This window comes from Eudoraea sp., from assembly GCF_039969275.1.
Classification (GTDB): domain Bacteria; phylum Bacteroidota; class Bacteroidia; order Flavobacteriales; family Flavobacteriaceae; genus Eudoraea.
In genome coordinates this window covers 375078-399747 of the sequence record NZ_JBDVOC010000014.1, presented here as the reverse complement: position 1 = coordinate 399747, position 24670 = coordinate 375078, and the positions used below count along the sequence as shown (strand labels likewise).

General features: G+C 38.5%; 20 protein-coding genes. 15 read left to right on the top strand and 5 right to left on the bottom strand.

Features of this window, described 5'->3' with window-relative positions:
• Positions 1–50: 50 nt before the first annotated feature.
• Complete coding sequence (locus tag ABJH90_RS13935; RefSeq protein WP_348141064.1) at positions 51–1859, bottom strand: adenylate/guanylate cyclase domain-containing protein; 1809 nt, start codon at positions 1857–1859, stop codon at positions 51–53.
• A 330-nt stretch (positions 1860–2189) separates the two neighbouring features.
• Here ABJH90_RS13935 and ABJH90_RS13930 point away from each other — a divergent pair, with 330 nt between their 5' ends.
• The 6 genes from ABJH90_RS13930 to ABJH90_RS13905 all read left to right on the top strand — a co-directional run bounded on the left by ABJH90_RS13930 (position 2190) and on the right by ABJH90_RS13905 (position 7530).
• On the top strand, positions 2190–3353 hold the full coding sequence (locus tag ABJH90_RS13930; protein WP_348141066.1) for an HlyD family efflux transporter periplasmic adaptor subunit: 1164 nt from the start codon (positions 2190–2192) through the stop codon (positions 3351–3353).
• A 115-nt stretch (positions 3354–3468) separates the two neighbouring features.
• Positions 3469–3621 carry a hypothetical protein gene (locus tag ABJH90_RS13925; RefSeq protein WP_348141067.1) on the top strand — a complete coding sequence of 51 codons (153 nt, stop codon included), beginning with the start codon at positions 3469–3471 and terminating at the stop codon, positions 3619–3621.
• 20 nt (positions 3622–3641) lie between these two features.
• Positions 3642–3800, top strand: a complete 159-nt coding sequence (locus tag ABJH90_RS13920; protein ID WP_348141069.1) for a bacteriocin — start codon at positions 3642–3644, stop codon at positions 3798–3800.
• Positions 3801–3836: 36 nt separating this feature from the next.
• Positions 3837–3995 carry a hypothetical protein gene (locus ABJH90_RS13915; RefSeq protein WP_348141070.1) on the top strand — a complete coding sequence of 53 codons (159 nt, stop codon included), beginning with the start codon at positions 3837–3839 and terminating at the stop codon, positions 3993–3995.
• Positions 3996–4190: 195 nt separating this feature from the next.
• Positions 4191–4925, top strand: coding sequence for a hypothetical protein (locus ABJH90_RS13910; protein WP_348141072.1), 735 nt, complete (start codon positions 4191–4193; stop codon positions 4923–4925).
• Positions 4926–5328: 403 nt separating this feature from the next.
• On the top strand, positions 5329–7530 hold the full coding sequence (locus tag ABJH90_RS13905; RefSeq protein WP_348141074.1) for a peptidase domain-containing ABC transporter: 2202 nt from the start codon (positions 5329–5331) through the stop codon (positions 7528–7530).
• A 17-nt stretch (positions 7531–7547) separates the two neighbouring features.
• Here ABJH90_RS13905 and ABJH90_RS13900 read toward each other — a convergent pair whose 3' ends face one another.
• Both ABJH90_RS13900 and ABJH90_RS13895 read right to left on the bottom strand, forming a co-directional pair.
• Complete coding sequence (locus ABJH90_RS13900) at positions 7548–8882, bottom strand: Na+/H+ antiporter NhaC family protein (protein WP_348141076.1); 1335 nt, start codon at positions 8880–8882, stop codon at positions 7548–7550.
• Positions 8883–8962: 80 nt separating this feature from the next.
• On the bottom strand, positions 8963–9475 hold the full coding sequence (locus tag ABJH90_RS13895) for a hypothetical protein (protein ID WP_348141077.1): 513 nt from the start codon (positions 9473–9475) through the stop codon (positions 8963–8965).
• Between the two features lie 158 nt (positions 9476–9633).
• Here ABJH90_RS13895 and ABJH90_RS13890 point away from each other — a divergent pair, with 158 nt between their 5' ends.
• Positions 9634–10725: a hypothetical protein gene (locus tag ABJH90_RS13890; protein WP_348141079.1), complete on the top strand. Its 1092-nt coding sequence runs from the start codon at positions 9634–9636 to the stop codon at positions 10723–10725.
• Between the two features lie 67 nt (positions 10726–10792).
• Here the strand turns inward: ABJH90_RS13890 and ABJH90_RS13885 are convergent, their stop codons facing one another.
• Positions 10793–11500: a DUF6090 family protein gene (locus tag ABJH90_RS13885; RefSeq protein ID WP_348141081.1), complete on the bottom strand. Its 708-nt coding sequence runs from the start codon at positions 11498–11500 to the stop codon at positions 10793–10795.
• Positions 11501–12104: 604 nt separating this feature from the next.
• Here ABJH90_RS13885 and ABJH90_RS13880 point away from each other — a divergent pair.
• Positions 12105–12914: a hypothetical protein gene (locus ABJH90_RS13880; RefSeq protein ID WP_348141083.1), complete on the top strand. Its 810-nt coding sequence runs from the start codon at positions 12105–12107 to the stop codon at positions 12912–12914.
• Positions 12915–13285: 371 nt separating this feature from the next.
• Here the strand turns inward: ABJH90_RS13880 and ABJH90_RS13875 are convergent, their stop codons facing one another.
• Positions 13286–14170: a DUF4421 family protein gene (locus ABJH90_RS13875; protein WP_348141085.1), complete on the bottom strand. Its 885-nt coding sequence runs from the start codon at positions 14168–14170 to the stop codon at positions 13286–13288.
• Between the two features lie 281 nt (positions 14171–14451).
• Between ABJH90_RS13875 and ABJH90_RS13870 the strand changes: the two genes are divergently transcribed.
• From ABJH90_RS13870 to ABJH90_RS13840, 7 genes are all read left to right on the top strand, one after another.
• On the top strand, positions 14452–14643 hold the full coding sequence (locus tag ABJH90_RS13870; protein WP_348141087.1) for a hypothetical protein: 192 nt from the start codon (positions 14452–14454) through the stop codon (positions 14641–14643).
• A gap of 185 nt (positions 14644–14828) precedes the next feature.
• Positions 14829–16553, top strand: a complete 1725-nt coding sequence (locus tag ABJH90_RS13865) for a hypothetical protein (RefSeq protein WP_348141089.1) — start codon at positions 14829–14831, stop codon at positions 16551–16553.
• 272 nt (positions 16554–16825) lie between these two features.
• Complete coding sequence (locus ABJH90_RS13860; RefSeq protein ID WP_348141091.1) at positions 16826–17584, top strand: hypothetical protein; 759 nt, start codon at positions 16826–16828, stop codon at positions 17582–17584.
• A gap of 59 nt (positions 17585–17643) precedes the next feature.
• On the top strand, positions 17644–19506 hold the full coding sequence (locus tag ABJH90_RS13855) for a DUF3604 domain-containing protein (protein WP_348141093.1): 1863 nt from the start codon (positions 17644–17646) through the stop codon (positions 19504–19506).
• A 34-nt stretch (positions 19507–19540) separates the two neighbouring features.
• Positions 19541–21487 carry a DUF3604 domain-containing protein gene (locus ABJH90_RS13850; protein WP_348141095.1) on the top strand — a complete coding sequence of 649 codons (1947 nt, stop codon included), beginning with the start codon at positions 19541–19543 and terminating at the stop codon, positions 21485–21487.
• A 24-nt stretch (positions 21488–21511) separates the two neighbouring features.
• Complete coding sequence (locus ABJH90_RS13845) at positions 21512–22354, top strand: peptidylprolyl isomerase (protein WP_348141097.1); 843 nt, start codon at positions 21512–21514, stop codon at positions 22352–22354.
• Between the two features lie 58 nt (positions 22355–22412).
• Entirely contained in the window at positions 22413–24638 is a 2226-nt protein-coding gene (locus ABJH90_RS13840; RefSeq protein ID WP_348141099.1) for a HupE/UreJ family protein, read from the top strand.
• Positions 24639–24670: the final 32 nt, after the last annotated feature.

Genomic DNA, 24670 nt, shown 5'->3' with positions numbered 1-24670 from the left:
TGTTGGGCGATCGTATTTCTATCTGGATTATTAAGCTTTATTGAATTCACTTATTTAAGTTTTTTTATCAATGTTTTGAAGCGTGGCTCATTCCGAAGAGAATCATAATCTGGATCATGCTCAATCCATTCTTTGTTCCCATATCCTTTTTCTATAGTAATTTCCAGCAAGCTCATCGCTTTATCCTTATTGCCATCTTTTGCAAAAAGACATATTCCGTTAAATAAAACTCCACCATCTTCTGGGTACAACTCTAAAGCCTTGTTTATCCATTTTAAAGCTTCCTCCTTTTCTCCACTTTCAAAAAGCGAAACAGATCCCAAAGAAAGTGCTCTTCTATCTGTTGGATTAAGTTCTAATTGTTTCCTGACTCTTTTGAGACCTTCTCTCCTTGCGTCATGTTCTTGATTGTCTCCAAGTATTTTTAATGACTGAGCAAGAAGGAGTAAACTTTGAAAATCTTCCAGGCTAACTTCCGATGCTTTAAGAAACATTTTAGCTGATTTTTCAATCTTACCACGAGCAAAGCACAACCTTCCATATCGATAATATGCATCAAATGAGTTAGGGTTTAATCTTATAGCTTCAACAAATTCCTTTTCAGCTTCATCATATCTTTTATGTAGTAAGAGAACAAAACCATATGACGAATGACTTTCGGCCATGTTTGGAGATAAAGAAAGTGCTTTTACACCATGACTTTGGGCTGTCACCAAATCTGCATTATTTCCTCCATACCATTGATAAATATAGGAATGCACATTTGAAAGACCAGCATATGCAGGAGCATAACTATGATCAATTTCAATCGCTTTTTCAAACATTTTTTTTGATTCCCCCAAATCTAATTGGTGAAGTAATTCACGTCCTTTGAGAAAATATTCATAGGCTTCAATAACTGTTTTCTGAGGCCGGATAACCTCTTTTTCATTCCTGGTTAAGAAGCCCTTTAATTCAGTAGCAACATTTGTTGCAATATCTTCCTGGATTGAAAATATATCTTCAAGCTCACGATTATAACGGTTCGTCCATAATTGAGAACCATCAGAAACTCTCACTAGCTGTGTGGTAATTCGCAACTGCTTACCTGATTTGCGTACACTGCCCTCTAGAAGAGTCAGAACATCTAGAGTTTTTCCAATTTCACGAACATCGAGGTTTTTTCCTTTGAATGAAAATACAGATGTCCTTGCAATAACGCGTAGATTGTTTAATTGAGCTAGTGTATTAATTATCTCCTCAGATATTCCATCGCAGAAATATTCCTGTTCGGGGTCATTACTCATGTTGACAAAAGGCAAAACCGCTATACTGTTATCCACTGTTGGAGCAGCTGATGTAACATGTGCGACAATCTCACTCCCCTCCATCAATACCTGATACAATCGTACAGGTCGGCTGACATTCTTGAGATGCTCCTCCTTTACAAAATGAGTCTTTACATCCTGTTTGTTTGCAAGATTGTTATGAACAGTCTCTGAGATAAAAATAGATCCCGGAGCAGCTGAAGATTGAATTCGTGCTGCGATATTGACATCATTGCCGAATACATCACCATTCTCAAAGACCACTTCTCCCAGATGAATACCAATGCAAAGTTGAAATTCATTTGTAGTATTGCAAACTTCCATTATTTTGATCGCAGCACTGACCGCATCCGATACATTATTAAAGGTGGCCATCACCCCATCACCCAATTCTTTGATCCATCGGCCATTGTATTCCTTGATGATGGGTTTATGGATTTGCCTGTTCTTTTGTAATATTTCGAAGGTCTTTTTTTCATCACTACCCATCAAAGCCGTGAAACCTACGATGTCGGTGAACATAATTGCGGCAAGTTGGCGAGATTGTGACATTTAATATAGGTACATTATTTCTTAAATATAAATATTAATTTATTAGTTAAATTGAAAATTGAATGACGAACAACTCGTTATATCTTAATATTTAATATCGCTTGTCACAAGATTCAAAGAGCTAAGACTTTTTTCAATTTTATTTTGTCTATTGAGGTATTCAAACTCTTAAAGTTAATGTTATTGCGCCAATATAATTAAATGGATAGTATGGTCAGTAACCCGGCTTAGAACTTCTTGCCTTTTTGCAGCCCCTTTGCAGTTGGTGCCCATATATTGTTAAACCAACGGTATTCAAGAAAAAGGAATCAATTTTAGCATTATAGAATTATGAAACAGGTTTTTCCTAAAGAAATCCTGGAAAGTACCGCTGAGGTACACCAGTTTAAGCACAGTAACAAAAGTAAAAGCATATACCTTATCATTCTGCTTATGCTAATAGGTGTTTTTATGTCGCTGCCCTTTTTAAGAGTAGATGTGGTTTCAACAGCCAGGGGCATTATTAAACCCAATAAAGAACGGGTACACATTAGCCTCATTAGTTCCGGCCAGGTTCTTTTTAGTAATCTTGCCAATAATAAGAAAGTAGCAAAAGGAGATACGCTATTAATCTTAAACGACAAGGGAATAGACCAGAAGCTAAACCTTTCAGCTTTTCAAACCCGCGAAACCCTTTCCTATATCAATGATCTAACCCTGCTTTTAAATCAAAAAAGGGTGCGGCTTTCTGAACTCTCTTCACCAGGATATCAAAAGGATTACCTGCAATACAATCAAAAACTCAACGAACTTCAAATTAGGGTGCAAAAGATAAAACGCGACTTTGAGCGCTATAAACTTTTATATGAAAAAGGGGTTATTGCCAGGGCAGATTACGATAATTACAAATTTGAATTTGATCTGTCATTATCCGAAATAGTACAACACAGAAAACAGCAACAAAATTCCTGGCAGGCAGATCTGTCGCAGTACAACAACACCCTAAAAGAGTTGCTTTCAAGCAAAGAACAGCTTATGGAAAGTAAAAGCAGGTTCGTAATCACGGCCCCAGTGAGGGGAACCTTGTTTAGTTTAAATCAGCTGGAGGCCGGAAGTTTTATTACTGCGGGTACGGTACTGGCTCAAATTTCCCCTGACACAGATCTATTGGTGGAGTGCTATATAAGTCCGGCTGAAATTGGTCTTATCGGGGAACAGGACCCAGCTAACTTTCAAATAGACGCTTACAACTATAACCAATGGGGCCTTGCGTCTGGGCGGGTGATTGAGATAGGAAAAGACGTAGAATTTCTGGAAGACAAATCTATCTTTAAGGTGCGCTGTAGTCTGGACCAGAAATACCTTCTGCTAAAAAACGGATTTAAGGGAAACCTAAAAAAAGGGATGACACTGAACGCAAATTTTAAGTTGAGCAGACGAACGTTGTTTGAATTGCTCTACGATAAAATGGACGATTGGTTAAACCCGACCAATAATTCTATCGCTCACCAATAATTTTAAATCTGGATGCAGGTGTTATGCGGTGAATATCATGATCTTAGCATGGATCAGATCATCCAGGTGCGCAATGGAGGGTTTATAGCTAAATGTGTAATTAAAAATTAAAAAAATGGAAGAATTGACTTTATACGAATTGAGAAATACACAAGGAGGAGTACTATTTGGTGCACCACCCAGGTTTATAATAAACGTCGCCATAGCGGTGGGCAAATCTGCTAGTGCCTTTTGGGCAGGATTTAAAAATGGAACGGAATTTATATAAGTTATAAAAGCATAAAGAGCATGAAATATTTAGATAAAAATGAATTGAAAAATATAGTGGGCGGTTATAAGGCGGCCTGGTATGAAATAGCAGCTTTTATGGCTGGCGATATGGCCGGGAGAGGCCTTGATTTTGCCCATGGGTTTTGGGATGGGATTAATGGAGTTGAACGACATTAAATAATTTGACATATATAACTATAAAAACGTAAAAAAATGGGATTAGAATATATGAAATTTGAAGAAGCAATAAGAATTAATGGCGGGGTCAAAAGTGACTACAATTTTGGTCATGCTGCTGGTAATCATATTCGACATGGCGTGCAGACTTTTGGCGAAATAGTATCTTGGTTTGCCGGGCTTATACACGGCTAATAAGTTGGCGTAATCTAAAAGTCACTCTTTAAATTTAGGGTGACTTTTTTGACATACTGATACTGGTCCTTTTGCTCATTAAAAGAATTTTTTAGAAATAAGGTTAATTACCTGATTTAAGAATAAATCCAAATATGAAAGGCAAGGTGTAAATCCTAATGTCAAATAATTAAATTTAGTATTTATCCTTTCTCTATGAAGAATAAAAGTAAAAACTCCGTCAAAGAAGTAATTGTCCAAAAAATTAAGGCAATAGTCAATTTTGTAAAGAATCCTGATAACAAATTGAGCAGATCTTATGATATCAAAAAGAACCTTAAATCTGTTCTCACATTTTATTTAATTAAATTATTTTTTTTATCTCTATGGATTATAGTAATGATCCTGTTTCTCGATTTCGAACCAGCTCCGGTTGTAGAAATAAGAAATAAGATGTCACCTCTAAGTTTTTTATTATATGCTTTACTATTAGGACCTATTCTGGAGGAAGCAATATTTAGATTGTCACTTGTTTTTAAACCATGGTACATTACAATTTCTGTTTTACTTCTTACTTATGTGCTTACCTCTAAATTGGTTTATGGGATTGGTCACCTAAATATTGAAGATCATTTATTAGTAAGAATTCTAATATCAATTCTTTTTGCGTTAATCACCTATTTTTTTGCAAATAAATATTTAAACTATTTTTTAAAATTTTGGAATGTAAATTTTAGATGGATTTATTATTGTTCTATTATCTTCTTTGCTTTACTTCATTTAAATCTTCTTGAATTAACGTTCAACAAATTCCTGCTTTTCCCGTTACTTACTTTTCCTCAATTACTTGGTGGTACAATAAACGGTTATATTAGAATTAAATACGGCTTTATTTATTCTTGCCTATTTCACGGCATTAATAATATTTTGCCCGCTATATCAGTTTTGTAATAAAATGAGAGTTAAATGCGAAGTTTATAGAGTGGATACTATGATATTAGCATAAATGAATCATCACCTTGCTTACTGAAGGATTTATTAATTAATGCTTACTTAATATTAACATATAGAAATAATGACGATAATAGAATTAAAAACAAAGGATCTTCAAAAAATTTATGGAGGCACAGAAAAAGAATATAACAATGGACACGAATTAGGCGCAAAATTACTGAATGTTCTAAAAAACGCAGCTTCTTATCATTTTAGGCATTGTTATTTATATTAAAATATTAGCAGCGTATTAATAAGAAAACGCCTCCTTAAATGGGGCGTTTTTTGTTTTATTTAAAATGCAATTTGCAACCCTTCTGCAGCCAGCCACGCTACCTTATTCCCATAACGATTCCCGCTTATGGCCAGGAGAACAATAAAACAACACGATATTACAGATTGCGGTGCAGCCTGCCTGGCCTCCGTTGCCGCACATTACCAACTGCAGATTCCAATAGCCAGGATCAGGCAATATGCGGGTACCGATAAAAAAGGCACTAATGTTCTTGGCCTTTTGGAAGCCGCCCAAAAACTTGGATTTGAAGCTAAAGGAGTGAGGGGAGATTTTGAAAGCCTTTTTAAAATACCTAAGCCGGCCATAGCACATGTTATAGTGAAAGAAGTATTGCATCATTATGTGGTAATCTATGAGGGGTCTAAAAAGCATATTACCATCATGGATCCTTCCTATGGTAAGCTCCAGAAAAAGACTCATGACGAGTTTCGAAAGGAGTGGACAGGGGTTTTGTTGTTACTACAGCCTGAAGAAAATTTTGTAAAAGGCAATGAAAAAGTCTCCGTTTACAGACGCTTCTGGTTCCTCTTAAAACCTCATAAATGGGTGCTCCTGCAGGCATTTGCCGGAGCTGTTGTTTATACACTTTTGGGGTTTTCTACGTCTATTTATATTCAAAAGTTAACCGATTTTGTTTTTGTTGGCGCGAATACCCGGCTATTGAATTTATTGAGCGTCATCATGCTGGTATTGCTTATACTTCAGCTGTTAATTGGGATATTTAAGGATGTTTTTTTGATAAAATCGGGTCAGCAAATTGATGTGCGACTAATACTGGGTTATTACAAACATCTTTTTAAACTACCTCAACAGTTCTTTGACACTATGCGAGTAGGAGAGATCATATCCCGTATTAATGATGCTGTAAAAATTAGAGCCTTTATTAATGGGGTTTCATTGAATCTTACCGTAAATGTGCTTATTGTATTCTTTTCTTTTGGCCTCATGTTTTCGTTCTACTGGAAACTGGCGCTAATCATGTTAACGGTTATTCCGATATATGCAATAGTCTATTTGGCGGTAAACAGGTTGAACAGAAAAACGGAACGAAAGATCATGGAAAAATCCGCAGAACTGGAAAGTCAGCTGGTAGAGTCTCTGAATTCCGTTGGAACCATTAAGCGATTTGGGCTGGAAGGTTATGCCAATATTAAGACGGAAACCAAGTTTATAAGTTTACTGAAAACAGGGTATAATTCTGCATTAAATTCGGTTTTCTCTTCAGTCAGCAGCGGTTCAATTTCAAAATTATTTACCATCATACTATTATGGAGCGGCTCCTACTTTGTTATTAAGCGAGAAATTACCCCGGGAGAACTGATGTCTTTTTACGCTATTGTAGGTTATTTTACCGGGCCTGTTGCCAGCCTTATCGGCGCCAACAGGGAAATACAGAATGCCCTGATTGCAGCAGACCGTTTATTCGAGATTATGGATCTGCAAAGGGAGGAAACCGAAAACAGGATTTATATTAAAAGGGAAAACCTTGGAGATATACAGTTAAAAAATGTAAGCTTCAGATACGGAACAAGGGTTGAGGTTTTTAAAAAATTAAATTTAATTATTCCAATGGGTAAGATTACAGCCATAGTGGGAGAAAGTGGCTCAGGAAAATCTACGCTGATATCTTTGTTGCAAAACATGTATCCCATTCAAAAAGGAACCATTACTATAGGGGAAATTGACCTGAAATATGCAGATAATACAAGTCTAAGGGATATTGTTTCTGTAGTTCCCCAGAAAATAGATTTGTTTGCCGGTAATGTGATAGACAATATTGCCGTGGGTGAATTTGCCCCGGAAATGGAAAGGATTATTCTTATCTGTAAAAGGATTGGCATTCTTGATTTTATAGAAAACCTCCCCAACGGATTTAACACCTATCTGGGTGAAAACGGCGCAACCCTCTCCGGCGGACAAAAACAGCGGATGGCTATTGCAAGGGCGCTTTACAAAGAACCCGAAGTTTTAGTGCTCGATGAGGCAACTTCCTCTCTCGACAGCTGTTCAGAAAACTATGTACAAAGAGCTATCGCAGGCCTCAGACAAGCTAACAAAACCATAATCCTGATTGCGCATCGGTTAAGTACGGTGCTACAGGCAGATAAAATAGTAGTATTGAATAAAGGCAAGGTATTGGAGGAAGGTTCACATAAATTTCTTTATCACTCACAAGGGCATTATTACCGGCTTTGGAAACAACAAATGCCAGTAGCAGATGTAATGCAACAGCAAGAAGTACCCTTAGCTAAGTTAGAAAGTGAATAGAACCAATAGTTTTTGGTTTATAAGTTAATTGATATGGCCACCACCAGGGCTATCGCACTGAGGATCATTATTACCGAAATAAGTTTTAAAGCAAATTTAAACCAGATATCAAAGGAGATCCCTGCTATAGCCAAAACAGCCATTAAGCCCCCGTTGGTAGGGATGATAAGGTCCATCATCACGGCACCATATTGATAAGCCAAAACACATACTTGCCTGGAAATCCCTATTAGATCAGACAAAGGGGCCAATATGGGCATCGTTAAAACTGCCTGACCCGAGTAGCTGGGTACAACAAAATGAAGTAACGATTGAGACACCATCATGGAAATGGCCGACAAGCTTTTCGGAAGATATTGCATAGGGGTAAAGAGACCGTATATAATGCTATCAATAATCATCCCCCGCTCAAGGATTATAGAAATACTGCTTGATAAGCCAACAATCATTGAGGCAAAAATCATGGCTTTAAAGCCTTCAATATAAGCTCGACTAGTGCCATTTACTCCAAGTTTTCCAATTAACCCCACCACTAAGGCAAGTATAAAAAACTCGGCAGACATTTCATTAAAACCCCAATTATGCTGTAATATGCCTATAATTAAAATCACAAATGCCAATGCTACCAATCCAAGGATTATGGCACTTCGGGGATTCAGGTTCTTTTTTTCAAAAACGTGCTCTTCTTCATCAATAACCTTGTTTTTATTTGCATATCTGATCACCATAAACATCCATAGGCAAAATGCAATGGCCATTATAACCAAACGGAAACCACTACCCGATAAAAACTCCAGGCCTGTTTCTTTTTGCGCGATAACTACGGCAAAGGGGTTAATAGGACTAAAAGCCGCTCCCAATATTGCAGAACCATAACTTATAGCAACTGCCACAAAAGAATTGTAACCCAGTCTGGATGATAAATACAAAAGCACAGGAGTCATAGCAATAATTTCTTCCTGTAATCCGCTTAATGCACCCCCGGTAAGAAAAGCCAGGGAGACCACAATTAAAGCTATTTCTTCCTTTCCTTGCAAAAGCATCGTTAAAAATTCAATGCCGTCTTTTAAAGCTCCGGTTCTTTCTATAACATAAAAACTACCACCAATTAAAAGTATAAGTGCAATTAAATCTGCCCTGGCAATAAACCCTTCCGGAATGGACATGAAAGTATCCCATACAGATACAGATGGCGCATCTATCTCCTGGTAGGAATTGTTTACAACACTGAGCTGATTGGTATCCGGATTGATTACCCTCTGGTATTCCCCCTGGGGAATGATATAGGTTAATATCGCAGCAAATAGAATAAACCCAATCATAATGACAAGGGCATTTGGGAAGTTTTTCATTTATTGGGAAGTTTTAGGATTAAAAAAACAAGCCTTCATTGTCTTATGAAGGCTTGTTCATTTTTTTAAACAAGATAAAATTAATTATTGCTGCTTAGATACATCATCAATCCGGTGAAATCTCCGTAAACCTGTTGCGTTAAGATTTTACCCTCGGCGTCAAAATCGAAAGACTCATATAAATTAATAACGCCGGTTTTGGCTTCGGTTGAATCTGTCGCAGGCATTGTCACTTCCCAGACGCTGTAATGGCGAACGGAACCATCTGGCATTCTGGTATCCGCATTAACTCCAGGCAATAAAACGGGCGGATCAGTTAACATTTTAAAATCCAAAGTTTCCCACATTTGCTTGTCGCTTGCTTTCATTTCATCCAGGGTGATGGATTCTTTTTCAGCTCCAAAGGTAGTTTCGAGCATGGTAAATTCTTTTGCATACATTGAGTAGTCCAAATTTTCATTTTGAAACCCATCCAGATTAGCCAATACCGTTTTTGAATTTGCTTCAAAAGCCTCGTTGGCAGAATTGTCAACTTCAGTTTTGCATCCCAATAAAATAAGAGCAAAACACAGATAAAAAAATAAAATTCTCATAATGTTGATTATTAGGTTGATTTAAGCCAGAAAGTTAGCAATAATAATTTTTGTAATGGAAGTAGCCGATAAAATATTAAGGGAATGCAGTTATTTTCTTTTTAGAATTTTAAACAATTAGCCAGGGAACTGCAAAACCAAATAATATTGAAATTTAAATGATTATATTTAAGAAGGCCGAAAATGGAAATATGAAAAGCCATACAACACTTATCTTTCTCCTGCTTTATTTGTCAACTGGCCATTTCATGTTTCCCCAGCAGGCTTATAACGAAAGTTTTGAAGAAACTACAGAGTTATTTAAAAATCAGGAACAGCTGCCTTTAAAACTAAAATTCTCTACTAAAAACCTCAGGGAGAATACCAACGACAGCACGTATGTAACATCAGTGTTATGGTACAAGGATGCAAATACAGTATGGGATTCAATAGATATAAAACTCAGAGCCAGGGGTAATTTCAGACGGAATAACTGTTACTACGTCCCATTGCGGATCAAACTAAGAAAATCTGAAGCAAAAGGAACCCTCTTTCAAGGGAACAAAAAACTTAAGGTTGTCTTACCCTGCCTGGAGGGTAGAAATGGTAATGACTATGTTATAAAGGAATATTTGGCCTACAAATTATATGAAGATATTTCACCCTATCATTTCAAAACCAGATTATTGGAGCTTGAATTCCTTGAAGAGAAAGGACAGCGAATAAAGAAGCATCAAATACAAGGGTTCCTAATCGAAGACATAGATAATGTAGCAGACCGTGTACATGGAAAGCAAATTAAAAGGGTTATTCATCCGCTACAACATGATGCTACCTATGCGGTAGAAAATTCATTTTTTGAATATATGATAGGTAACACCGACTATTCCACAAGAGTTCAACACAATCAACGGCTTTTGTTCATAGATGATAAAATTATTGCGATTCCCTATGATTTTGATATGTCGGGACTGGTTAATACCCATTATGCCACAGTCTCAAACATCCAGAATATCCCCACTAAAATAGACTATGTTACACAGCGTGCCTATAAAGGCTACGAACGTGATGAAGCGCTATTTCAAGAAGTGCGTAAAACCTATTTGGAGCATAAAGATCAAATATTCGGGACCATAGATAGCCTTAAGACCTACTTTCAGGATCCACAACAGCTATCGACAGCCCGTGAATTTATTGAAGGGTTTTACAAAATTTTAGAGGATGACAAAAAATTCGAGAGAAATATACTTAACCGCAGCAGGGTTAAATAAGAACGATTATCAAAAGCAGAAAGCCGGTGCAGATTTGCTTTTAACTTTCTTTATAGTGTCATAAAAATTAATCTTTTGCAAGCTCCTCATCAATTAAAGCCAGGATATCGTTTATTTCTGTTATAGCTGAACTATAGGTCTGATTTTTTTCTTTCATAACCCTGATCAATAAAATCACAAGGTTTTGAAATTCGTTGGAAAAGACAAGGTCCGGGTCAACGACTTCAGCGGAAGCAAAATTTACGGCTGAAGTTATATTGGGGGCGGCGAAGTTCATCATCACATCGTAATGAATATTTTCCATTCTGTTAATATAATTATAGCGTTGTTCCAGGATTCTAACCTTGTTGATAATCCTTTGGTTGCGCAATAATTGTATTTTCCCACTGTTTACCAAAGTCTCATAAATATTGCCTTCACGATCAAAATCGGAATAATTGGCAAGTTTTGTAGCTATAATGCCCAGGGTATCCATTTTGGTGTGGTCATTGGTCAAAATAATTTCTTTGGCATATTCAAACTGCACCATATAGCGATTGTTATAACCTGTCTGATTCTGAATTAGTTCTTTATCTCCAAGTATTTGGTTTCTGATATTTTCATAGGTTTTTATCTCTGCATTTTTTTTAACCCTGTCTTCATTCCAATTATCTGCTTGAAAGGCAAGAGTTATGCCAATCATCACTAGCAGTATTTCACCAATGGCATATAGCAGGTAATTTTTTACGTTTTTTTCCTGAATCAATTGCTGCCTAATCCCTTGAAATAATTTCATTTTGGTTTAAATTTTAATCTATTCAGTTGAAAGATAAACTTTATGAATTTACTAAAGTATTTTGGGGAACCAAAGTTTTGCTAAGTGGTTTCTTTATAAACAGATAGTTCCGCTTTAACTTTAGAGGATCGGCCTTTAAACTAAACACCCAAAACAATAAACTTCCTGCTCATCTACTTATTTTACCAAAAGTAACAGATTGAAGAAGGGAAAGCAGCCCTAAAAAGGGATAAAAATTTTTGTAAATTGAAATTTGATAACTTGAGTATTTAAGCCTGCAAATTTCATATACCTCAATATTATATTAACGGGTAAAATGTATTGAGCCATTCTGTCATGGATATCGATTTGGACTTCTAAATGGAGAATAGTAACCCTTGTTCTCACAAAAATATTACATTATGTAGCGGAAGGCATGCGCAACCGGGAAATTGCTGAAAGACTTTTCAATTCTGAGGAAACCATTAAGAAACACATTTACCATATGTTTCAGAAGTTGGAGGTAAAGAACAGAATCAGCCTGGTAGCAAAAGTTAAAGAAAAAGGGTTTGTAGTTTGATAAATAGAGATATGATAGCTTATCTTAGTAAAAACATATTGCAAAATGAACTTAAGTTTTAAGATAATGAGCAACTTTCAGTTGTTTGATTTCCTTCCCCTGTGGATTATTTTCTTTTGTCTAATCGGGTTTATTTTGTTATCTACCTGGATTGGTGTAGTATTTGTTCGTTCAAGAAAAGAAAGCCGTAAGAAGAGTACTGAATTCGGTCATTTGAACTCAGTAGTTGGGGCAATACTTGGATTAGTTTCGTTAATTCTTGCCTTTACCTTCAATATTACATTAGCACGTTTTGATGCCAGGAAAGACTATCTTCTTCAGGAAGTGAATGCTATTGGAACAACCTGGTTAAGAGCCGGATTTATCAGTGAACCACGAAGCTCTGAAGTAAAAGATTTATTGCTGGAATATGTCAGGCTTAGGGTTGAAGCGGGAAAACAGACCGAAAAAATTCTGGAAGTAATTCCCCAATCCAATAAAATTGAAACTAAAATATGGTTCCATGTTAACGAACTATCAAAAAATGAACCCCGCAATGATATTTTCAATGCTTTATTTATTGAAGCGGTAAATGAAATGTTCGACGATCAAACCAAAAGAACAACCGCAGCCCTATCTTATCGAATTCCTACATTCATTTGGATTTCATTCTTTTTTCTGATCGGGATTTCAATGTTTGGGGTAGGTTGTATTTTTGGTAAAAAGAAACAAATAAATTGGCATATAATCCTTGTATTAGCTCTCGCTTTGGGAATAGTTATTGTGACCATCATTGATCTTGATAGCACATCAGGGTTAGTTCATATCAACGATGCCCCAATGTTTGATTTGTACCAAGGAATGTTGAATGAATAGACTTCTGATTTTGCTGAATATTTTTTGGGCTATTACTGTCTAAAGTTTTGTTTTGAGGTTGATACTAAAGACCTGGGGCAATCGGTTATCTCTTACTTGATTTTGCCATATTTTTATACAAAATTGAGTATTTCTTTCCGTGATTTTAGCAATCCACCCTGCTTTGTTCCATTTTAAATGAAGCATCAGCTTTAAGGCATCTCTATTTTCAGATCGTATGTGCTTTATTAATATTAAAATACTTTTAAATTTCAATTGAAGGTTTGAACCAAATGAATAATTTGGGATTCTTACTCATCAATCATACTTATTTTCTAAACCTTGGATTTAAACACCTGATGTTATGTTTTAACTAGTTAACTTGCCGTTTTTTATCTTTCTTTTACTTTTGATTTTACAAATTTCCATCCAAACACAAATTTTAGTTTACTGGAATTCATGGACCCCTTATTTCCATAACCAAGTGTCCAAAAATCCAATACATTTTCGGCATGAAATTCCATATAAAACTTAGGAGTATTATAACCCAAAACTATGTTTGCATAGGCAAACATCTCCCATGGTTCATCAGCCTTGTAGCGGATTGTTTCTGTCTGGATATTTGAAAAATGAATTCCGAAACCGGGAGTAAGTACAGCAAGTACATGGAATTTTTTTGAGAGTTTTAGAAAATAGGCATATCCTCCGGAAATGCCTACCGCAAATTTTTCCACATCCACTATTTGCGCCTCATCATTGAAAAGATCTTTAGATGATTCTGTAACAATAGTTGAATCTCCCTTTACTCTATGATAATTGAAATAAGAACCTGCAAGAAAACTGCCGTCACTTTTTGGATTATTGTTCACTCCTGTTTGGATATGATTGAAGGGCTGTACCTCTGAATTAAATATATGCAGGTAACTCAGAGAAGTTACGAATGAACTTATGTCCCTTCTGAAAATACCCGGGTCATTAATAGAAGTATTCCTTACGTTAAAGCCCTTATAGTGCTGTATCTGAAAAACGAAATATTCCTGCTTTAACAGAATATTACCCTGTACATCAAACCGATCAGTAACTTCCTCCTTATTCGATTTTATATTCAGGATCAGATCAAGAACCAGCTTTGAAGATGCAAATCCAACTCCTACGCCACCTGGATTATTGGGAGTATATAATAAGGTGTTTTCGGAGTTGCTTAATTTGAAATTATCATCTTTAAAATTGGCAAGAGCACGGATAGACATATGACTTTTATCCCCGTCAATAAACATAGTATCAATTAAAGCCTTAATTCCTTTTCCTTTTTTATGCTGAAGCGAGTCTTAGCCAAAAAGCATTCTTGGAAAAGGAGTCATTACCAGAATAAAAAACACCAAACATCGATAGAAGCACATGCGACAAACTGTATTTAATGACCATAAATTAAATAAAAAATAGCGCAACCATAACTAAACCGCATAAAATCTACCACTTTATGAGGTTTGCCAATCCCCTGTTAGCAACTATTTTTTCTCTAAGCACGTTACAGAGATTTGCTTTAAAATATTAGAAGATGAAAGTTGAGAAAGAAAATGAATTCAGTTTTATAAAACCAGCTATTTATAAATTAAAGGTATACGGTCGTTTAAACAATAACTGGTCCGAAAAATTAGGAGGAATGCGAATTACTGAAACACGATCAAAAGAAAATAATACAGTTTCCGTACTTGTAGCCAAATTAATGATAAGCAGCGTTCACTTTTGATTTGCACAGAAGGTTTATTGGGAAAAGCATGATTATTATCATAATACATGATAGATATCATAGTAAGAGTGCCATAATCACTACATTTTTGTATTAAATCTTGGGTAATATTATACTGAAAATTAAGTTAAAAATTAACCTTAAATAAATTGAATAATTATTCAATTAACACTAAAACTTTTATCATGAAAATCAAGAAATTTTTTACACTATTATTATTGACAGGACTTGTTTTTTCCTGTAGTGACGATGATCCGCCCCCGCCGCCGGCGCCAGTTCTATCCACTGAAGCAAATATCCTGACTTTTACCCTGACGGATCAGACAGGCCCGGCTACCCTTAATGCCTCCGCTGCGACAGTGGAAATTGAAGTCGAAAACGGCACGGATTTGTCGAGTCTATCTCCTGCCTTTACAGTTTCTGCAGGGGCTTCAGCCTCTCCTGCAAGTGGAACTTCAGGCGATTACAGCAGTGCAGTAACCATCACGGTTACGGCCGAAGACGGTACAACCACCAAGGAATGGACCGTGAATGTGACCGAAGCTCCTGCTAGTACCACTGATATCCTTACCTTCACAATGCCGGGACAAACATCGGCAGCAGACATTAATAGTGATGATCACACCGTGACTATCGAAGTTGCTGAAGGGACCGATGTAACAAGTCTTGCTCCAACATTCACCATTTCCGAAGGAGCAACATCAGATCCTGTAAGTGAAACAGAGGGAGATTATACCAATCCTGTTATCATCACAGTTACAGCCGAAGACGGAACAACCTCACAAGATTGGACAGTAACTGTATCCGTAGCGACTGGCCAGGGTGATGGAACAGATATCCTGACGTTCAACTATGCTCATGAGCAGCAACCTGCGGTTATCGATGCTGTTAACCATACAATCGATTTGGTTGTGAAGAATGACCAGGATTTAACGGACCTCTATCCTTATTGGAGCATGTCTGAAGGAGCAACCTCAGTACCACTCTCCGGCTCATTCGATGACTATAGCAGTCCATTCATCATTACTGTCACTGCCGAAGACGGTACTACTACCCAGGAATGGACCGTGAATGCCAGCATAGCAGATCCTGGTAATGACACAGATATCCTGGCATTTAACATAGCGGAGGAAACGGGAAATGCAATAATTAACGACATTGCTCACACCATTGCCATTGAGGTAGAGAACGGTACTGATTTAACTGACCTCACACCTATTTGGACCTTGTCTGACGGAGCAACCTCCTCTCCAGAAAGTGGTACAACTTCTGACTATAGCAGTGAATTCACCATTACCGTAACGGCTCAAGATGGCACGACCACCCAGGATTGGGCAGTGAATGTAACGGAGGCGCCAGGCGGTGACGCCACTGATATCCTGCTCTTTCTATTGAATGAACAAACATCCCTGGCTGACATTAACGATTTCACCCATACAGTAGACATCGAGGTAGTAAATGGAACAGATCTGACAAACCTGACACCTACATTCCTTCTGTCCCCTGGTGCTACATCTAATCCAGTAAGTGGTACGGCTGGTAATTATAGCAGCCCGGTCACTATTGCAGTGACAGCCGAAGATGGTACAACCACCCAGGATTGGACAGTCACAGTTAATGAGGCTCCTGGGGGTACTATTAGTTCAGAAACGGACATTCTTACATTTGAAGTTCCTGAACAGACCGGTGATGCTGTGATTAATGGTATCAAGCATGAAATCACTGTTGAAGTGGCCAATGGTACTTATTTGGGTATATTAACTCCAACCTATACACTTTCCCCAGGTGCTACATCTGTTCCGGCAAGTGGTACTCCCTACAATTACTTTGATTGGGTCACCATTTTCGTCACTGCTGAAGATGGAACAACTAGGCAGGAATGGTTAGTGAAGGTTACTGAAGCAGATTGATAGTAATTTTAATGCCAGTCTCTTTTGTGATGAAAATCTGTGTGTAGATAATGAAGACTTACAGCAAGAGTGCCAGGATTTTCTCCTGGTACTCTTTGCAACTGAGTCTGGGATTAATTACGATGAATGCCTGATTGGAGCTCTCGCTATATGGAGATATTATTAGGAAAAAAAAGGTTTAAAATGCAAATTTAATTTAACAATATTTCGTATATTTAAATAAGACACATTACTTAAAATAAGGCACATTACTTAACTAAATATAAATAATTATGATAGTTGGAATCGCCACATTATTTGCCATGCTCTTCGGAGGAGGCTCACTTGATTATTACTACATCGACAAAATAGAAGAAGGTGTAAAAAAGGAAATTGTGGATAAAGACCGCAAGAAAGAGTTACAGGCTGAACTTAAAGCCTATACTAAAGTTGTTAAGGAATTTTACAAGGTTAGAAATAAGGACTTCAAGGTACTAAAAACAAAGAACCTTGAGCGGGGTATTAACGAGGATTATTATCTTGACTTTTTTGACAAGCGTATGCAAGAAAGGGTTAAGCTGCAGGAGACAACTCTTGAATCACGGCTGGCACTTCAGGAAAAAATCACGGATGATGAATGGGATGCCATAATGAAAAAAGCATCTAGCGCAGAAACTAAAGAGGAGGAGAAGGCGCAGCGAAAGAAAGCGAAGAAGGACGACAAGAATGCTTTCCGTGAACAGGAAACTGCTATAGTGCAAAATGTTGCAGATCAGGATAGAAGAGCAAATCTATTAGAAGGGTTAGCTATATATGAAGCAACCTATAATCAAATTCATGAATCATATGAAAGTATAAATGTGAATGAAAGTGAAGCCTTAATAGATAAAAACCTAAGCAGGGAGAAAATTATTGCCATAGGCGAACAACTGAACGAACAGCGGATTACACTATATAAGGGCTTTTCGGTATTTATTATTACCGCTAAAGCAAACTCAACAGAAGAAGATTATAAGGCCATTATGAAAGCATTTAACAAGCTGATTAAATAAAATTTATGATATAGGTAAAACAAGAAAAAAGTTCCCAGACACCATATAAATTAGAGGTCATGAAAAAAATAATTCAAATTGTATTAATTAGTATTATGTTTGGGTACAGTTCAATAGCCCAAACTAATGGAGAGCCGGGCAATGGAGAAAATGGCCCCAATCCACTAAAGAACGTGTACTTTGGTGAAGAGCACATGCACACCCGTAATTCTTTTGACGCTTTCACAGTTGGTGTCTCTGCAACTTGGGATGATGCTTACCGGTTTGCAATGGGCGAAGAAATAGAGCTTTCTACCACAGGGGAAAAGCTGAAACGCAGAACACCTTACGACTTTGTGACAATAACGGATCATTCAGAATACTTCGGAGTACTGAAGGACCTCGTGAATCCAGAAAGTCCGCTATCAAAAACAGATTTGGCGAAGCAACTTGCCAAAGGCAAAACAGATCCGGATGCCGCTAAGGCAGCTGTATCTATGTTAATTGGATCTTTGGTTTCAAATTCACCCCTCGAGCAATTTGTTACTCCTGAGCTGCTTTTATCAAATTGGACAAAATTCGTAGCTGTTGCAGATAAATATAACAAACCCGGGGAGTTCACTACTCTTTATGGTTTTGAGTGGACGTCCATCCCAGATGGTCGTAATATGCACAGAAATGTGTTTTTTCGGGAAACGCCTCCTGTGGTGCCATTTTCGTCCTTTAATTCCATCGAACCGGAGGATCTATGGACCTACCTGGAAATCCAGCGTAATCAGGGCATCCAGTGTTTTGCGATTCCCCACAACAGCAATGTGTCGAACGGCTGGATGTTTTCCGATCGGAAATTCCAGGGGAAAGTTGGGACAGATGGAGGAAAGATTGATGCACGTTACGCAAGACGGCAGCAGGAGAATGAACCTTTATTTGAGATGTTTCAGACCAAAGGTGGATCAGAAGCACACCCGCTACTTTCTCCCAATGATGAATTTGCTGATTTCGAACAATTTCCCAACTTGATAAATCTGGGCGTTCCTGCAAAGATCACTTCAGGAGCATTTGCGCGCCAGGGCCTTGTTGTAGGTATGCGAATTGAAGACGAAGTAGGCTATAATCCATATAAAATGGGTATAGTGGCCGGTGCCGATGTACACTCTGGCTACCAGGGCAATGAGGAATTTGATTGGAAAGGGGCTCATGGAAACCAGGATGATACGATTGAAAAGAGACTTTCGCCAGTTCCCAATGCTTCTGGTGACAAAGGGTATGCGGTAAGCTCTGCAGGTACAACAGCTGTTTGGGCAACTGAAAATACCCGGGAGGGTATTTTTGATGCCATGAAAAGCAAGGAGACCTATGGAACATCCGGAACCTTAATCAGACTGCGTTTCTTTGGTGGCTGGGATTATGATGATAACCTGACCATTGATGCTGATTTTGTAAAGAAAGCCTATGAAGCTGGCGTGCCAATGGGGCAGGACCTGAAACAGAAACCTGCTTCAGCTGAAGCACCGACATTTGCGGTTTGGGCACTAAAAGACCCTGAAAGTGGAAATTTAGACCGGGTTCAAATTATTAAAGGATGGGCGGATCCCGTCACAAGTTATCCACGTGAAAAGATTTATGAAGTAGTTTGGTCAGATGACCGTGCCATTGATGCTACAACAGGAAAATTACCTCCGGTTGGAAATACAGTAGATGTAAAGAAAGCTAGCTATAAAAATTCCATTGGAGATTCTCAGCTAAGCGCTGTTTGGACAGATCCTGATTTTGATCCAAAAATGAAGGCAGTTTACTATGTGCGCGTTCTTGAGATCCCGACACCCAGATGGTCAACGTATGACGCTGTGAAACTGGGCGTTGAACCACCAAAGGATGTTCCTGCCAGCATTCAGGAACGGGCGTGGTCATCGCCGATTTGGTATTCACCAGAAAAAAAGTAAAATAGGTAACGACATAAATTGAACTCATAAACTCATGAAAAACAGACAGTCTATATCATTGCTTATACTATTACTCCTTTCTATCGGTATCTCCTATGGACAGGAAAAAAATCCATGGGATCGGGATGTATTTTTTGGAGAACAACATTTGCATACCCAGGACTCTCCGGATGCATTTTCAATGGGTGTCCGGAATAGTCAGGACGATGCCTATAATTTCCTTAAGGGAAAACCCATAGTAAAAAAGGGATTAGGTTATGAAGAAGAAGGGGTGACAGTTCAAAAGAAAACGCCCTATGATTGGGGAGCTACTACTGATCATGCGTTGTGGTTAGGCCTTTTGCCATTGACATTAGACCCCGACAGCCCCCTGGCAAAGACAGAGGTTGCAAAACTAATTTCTCAGGGTACTCCTGAGGCTTTAGACAAGGCTTTCGGATATATCATGGGTTATGCTCAAAAAGGGCAATCGCCTCCAGGCATGGATGATATGAGTCTTCAGAAATCTGCCTGGGAAAAGCAGAAAGAAATTACCAATAAGCACTATGAACCTGGTAAATTTACTACGCTGATTGCCTTTGAGTGGACTTCTATTCCGCAAGGGCAAAATCTACATAGAAATGTATTCTTCAGAGATTCAGAAGGGCCGGATGAGGTATTTTCTCAATTTGATTCCGACAGACCGGAGGATCTTTGGACCTACCTGGAAATGCAGCGCAAGATGGGTCATGACGTATTTGCTATCCCTCACAATGGAAATGTTAGCAATAGTATGATGTATGCTCCATGGACTTCGAATATGGGAGAAATCACCCCAGGCTGGGCAAAGAGAAGACAGCTCAATGAAGTAGCTACAGAAATTATTCAAACTAAGGGACAATCAGAGACACACCCGGCATTATCACCAAACGATGAGTTTGCTGACTTTGAAATGTTTAAGCATTTATTGGGCACAGGAGGTCAGACAGGACAGGTAGATAACAGTTATGTTCGTCAGGGCCTGATCAGGGGAGTTGGCTTTCAGGAAGCGATTGGTGCTAATCCATTTAAATACGGGATCGTTTCAGGAGCAGATGCGCATACGGCATTTTCTGATAACGAAGAATTCAATTACACAGGTGTACATGGTGTAAATGATGACTCACCGGCAAGACGTCTTTCAGGTGCTGCACAAACAGCTGGAGAATCAGCAATCTTGTTTGGTACACCGGGAACAACAGCCGTATGGGCAGATGAAAATACCCGTGAAGGAATTTTTGATGGAATTAAAAGAAAAGAATCATATGGTACATCGGGTACCTTTATTCGTTTAAGATTTTTTGGCGGCTGGGATTATACCAGCGATATGCTGGATGATGAGGACATGATAAAACAAGCCTATCAGAAAGGTGTTCCGATGGGAGGAGATCTTCCAGCAATGTCAACCACGGCAAAAGCTCCTACTTTTGTAGTTTGGGCATTAAAGGATCCTGAAAGTGGCAATCTCGATCGGGTACAGATTGTTAAAGGATGGTATGCCGCTGGCTATGGCTGGGAAAAAGTGTATGACGTCGCCTGGTCCGACGATCGCAAACCCGCAAGTGCTAAAGGTGAGAAGATCAAGATAGTTAGCACGGATGGTGTTAATGTATCTACAAATTATCACACAATACCAGCTGGTAAACTACCTCCCGTTGGTAATACAGTCGACGTAAAAAACGCGACTTATACTAACACAATTGGTGACTCACAATTAAGCGCTGTATGGACAGATCCTGATTTCGATCCTTCCCAACATGCTGTATATTATGTAAGAGTTATAGAAATACCTACACCACGCTGGTCCACTTACGATGCAAAAGAATTGGGCATTGAGATTCCTGAAGGAATACCAGCTTCAATACAAGAGCGGGCATGGTCGTCACCAATCTGGTATACACCTACTCCGGATAAGATAAAGAAGGCAGTTTTTTATCCGGGATTGTACAAAAGAATTCATTGATTAAGTATTTGTACAAAAACGTTTATGAATAAGATAAAATCCATTTTAAAGGAACCGGTATTTCACTTCCTGCTTATCGGCTCACTGCTGTTTGTCACCTACCAGTCGTTCAATAATTATTTGAATCGTGACAAACATGTTATAGTGGTAAATAATGATGAAATTCAAATGCTAGAACAAAGCTGGGAAATGAGATGGAATCGACCGCCAACAGCTCAGGAAAGGGAAGGGATGATCAATGGGGAAGTCAGGGAAAAAGTCTTATACAGAACAGCCATTGAAATGGGCCTGGACAAGCAGGACCGGGTCACCAGGAGACGTCTGGCCCAACAGGTTGAACTTTTAGGGGCCGGTATGATCCAGTCGCCACAACCTTCTGAAGCGGATTTGGTAAAATATTATGAGGATCATAAGGAAGAATTTAGAAATCCGGAAACAGTTACTATTACCCAAATATTTTTTGATCCGGACAAGAGAGGAGATGCAACACTTGATGATGCAAATGCAGCACTAAACAGCTTGAACTTACAGAATGATCCAAACGGCAATTTTTCAGCTATTGGTGATGCATTCATGTTGCCAAAATATTTCCCGAATAAGACAGAAATGGAAATAAGGCGGCAATTTGGCACGGGCTTTACAAAATCGGTATTTGAGCTTGAGGCTGGGAAATGGCATGGACCAGTGCTTTCAGGCTACGGCACTCACCTTGTCTTTGTACACAATCATGAAATAAATGAGCTGCCGGATTATACTATGGTCAGGGATTTCCTCAGAGATGAATGGATGGCACAAAAGAAAACTGAACTGGAAGAACAATATATTGAAGGTCTGATGGCCAGGTACGTGGTAGTTATAGAGAATTAGGGTTCTTAAGCACAATAAAAGTATAATCAGGATTAGCAATGTAATGCAACAGAGGAATATGAAGAACCCTATATGGAAAGTACCTTTTATTTGTATAGCCAGAATCTCACCATCAATCCTTGTCTTCTTTTTGTTTTTAATAGTATGTATCCCCAAAGCTCATGCAGATGACACTGGCATTACCTCCGCCCGTTTAATTCAGGTTTCTGATAATACTTATGTTTTTGAAATTGATGCAATTCAGGCGGTGCTTTGGGCCATTAAAGCCCCGATCTTCCCAGACCGGTTCACAGTTTCTCAAATGGAGTATTCTGAGAATGCAGGGTGGATTGTTGCCAGGGTAACAGCCTCAACCTCTGGAGAAGAACTAAACTACAAGGACAAAATCTTGTTACCATGGGCACGCAATGGAGTCAGCCTCACGGTTCAGTGGAAGGATGGTACTTTGGAACGGGGATTTTTCAAGCGCTCGCTCGAGGGGATTCAAATTCCCATGAGCGTACTTATACAAGCAGAAAAAACTGATCTGGAAATTAGCAGCGAAAGCTTTATCCTTGGATTACAACATATAGGATTTGGCTTTATACATATTCTTCTTGTTGTTGCTCTTTTTCTTATACTTCCCGGAAGGTTGGTATTTATTAACCTTTTATGGTATGCCTTTGGGCAGGGTCTTTCTTTGTTCCTGATTGAATTTGGAATACCGGGTTTTGACTTCATTTTTATAGAGATTTTGATTTTACTTCTGGTACTGATGTTCTCAATCTCAGCTTCCAGGAATAAACATTTCAACTATGTCTCATGGTTGCTACTGCTCCTGGGGTTGCTTCATGGGTTGTCGGCAAACATGGAACTGGCAGACCTTAATTTGGATGTATATCAGAAGACAATTGCGGTATTTATGTTCGACATAGCAGTAGATGTGGTTCAATTTGGGTCTGCTCTTCTGTTATTTCCCATCTTTGAAACCCTGAATAATAGAAAAACGTCATACAAACCTATTATTTATACTGCAGGAATATTTTCCGTGGCATTAGCGATTGGGATATTTAATCAAAAAGTTCTGCCAGGAGATACGGGGGTTATTGAATTTCAAACAGAGACAAATGTCGTTCAAAACTCTTTACCAAAAAGCCAGATTGCACAATCAACGGCCAACCGGCCTCAGGCTGCCACACAGTTAACAACACCGATTATGAGCTACCTTTCGGTGGAACCCTTTGAAGTCAGGCATGAAATACTAGTCAATGCAGGAACCGCTTTGGAGTTGATTGGAATGGAAGAATCGTGGACGGGCAGTATACCCGAGGAAGAACAGGAATTGATTAAGCAACAAGCCCTGGAACTGTTTAAAGGAAACAATCGAACCCTGATAGATGGCAAGGAAGTTACGCCTGTCTTGACACTTATTGACTTTGTGACCTTAGGACAGACTGGCGTCTTTATCCGACCTGAGCCCGTCAGGGAAGGCCTCGAAGATGGTATCATAGGAATAACGCTCGTATATGAAACTGAAACCTTGGCAAAAGACATTTCAATCAATTGGGATTTGTTTACAGAGGATATGGGGCGTTTAGAAGCAACAACTGTCGATCCTTTTGGAGGCGCTACCTACATAATCACAGCTGAAGACAATCTGCTGCAATGGGAACAATCGTTGAGTGGCTATGAGGTGCCCAAAGTGGAAGAAATTGCTATTGAAAAACCAAAGCTACCCGTTGTCTCATTCGTATTATTCATTATTGCGATTGTTCTTTGGATAATATCTGGAAGGAAATATAGAATGACTTCAATAATTCTTGTAGGGATTGCATTGGTCATTTATCCTTTCATAAGATTTTCAATGAATATTAGCTTAATTAACCAGTGGAAGCCATCTGTAGAAAGAAGCACAAGAATTATAGATGGACTGCTCACGAATGTATATCGTTCTTTTGACTACCGAAATGAGGAAGCAGTGTATGACCGACTCGCTATTTCAGTGATTGGTGATCAGCTTGTTCAAATATATATTGAGCAAAGAAAAGGGCTTGAAATTGAGAATCGTGGAGGTGCCAGTGCTAAGGTAGATGATGTGGATGTCATTAAGATTCATAATGTTATTTCAGGGGAGGTAAACCAATATGGTATTGAAACCACCTGGACCATCAATGGATCTGTAAGCCACTTCGGGCACATGCATTATCGCCAAAATCGATATCGGGCTATTATCTGGATAATCCCCAAAGATGGAAGCTGGAAAATCCAGAACATCGAGATGCTCGATGAAGAACGTTTACTATAATTTCTTAAAAGAATTGATCCGGATTAGATTCA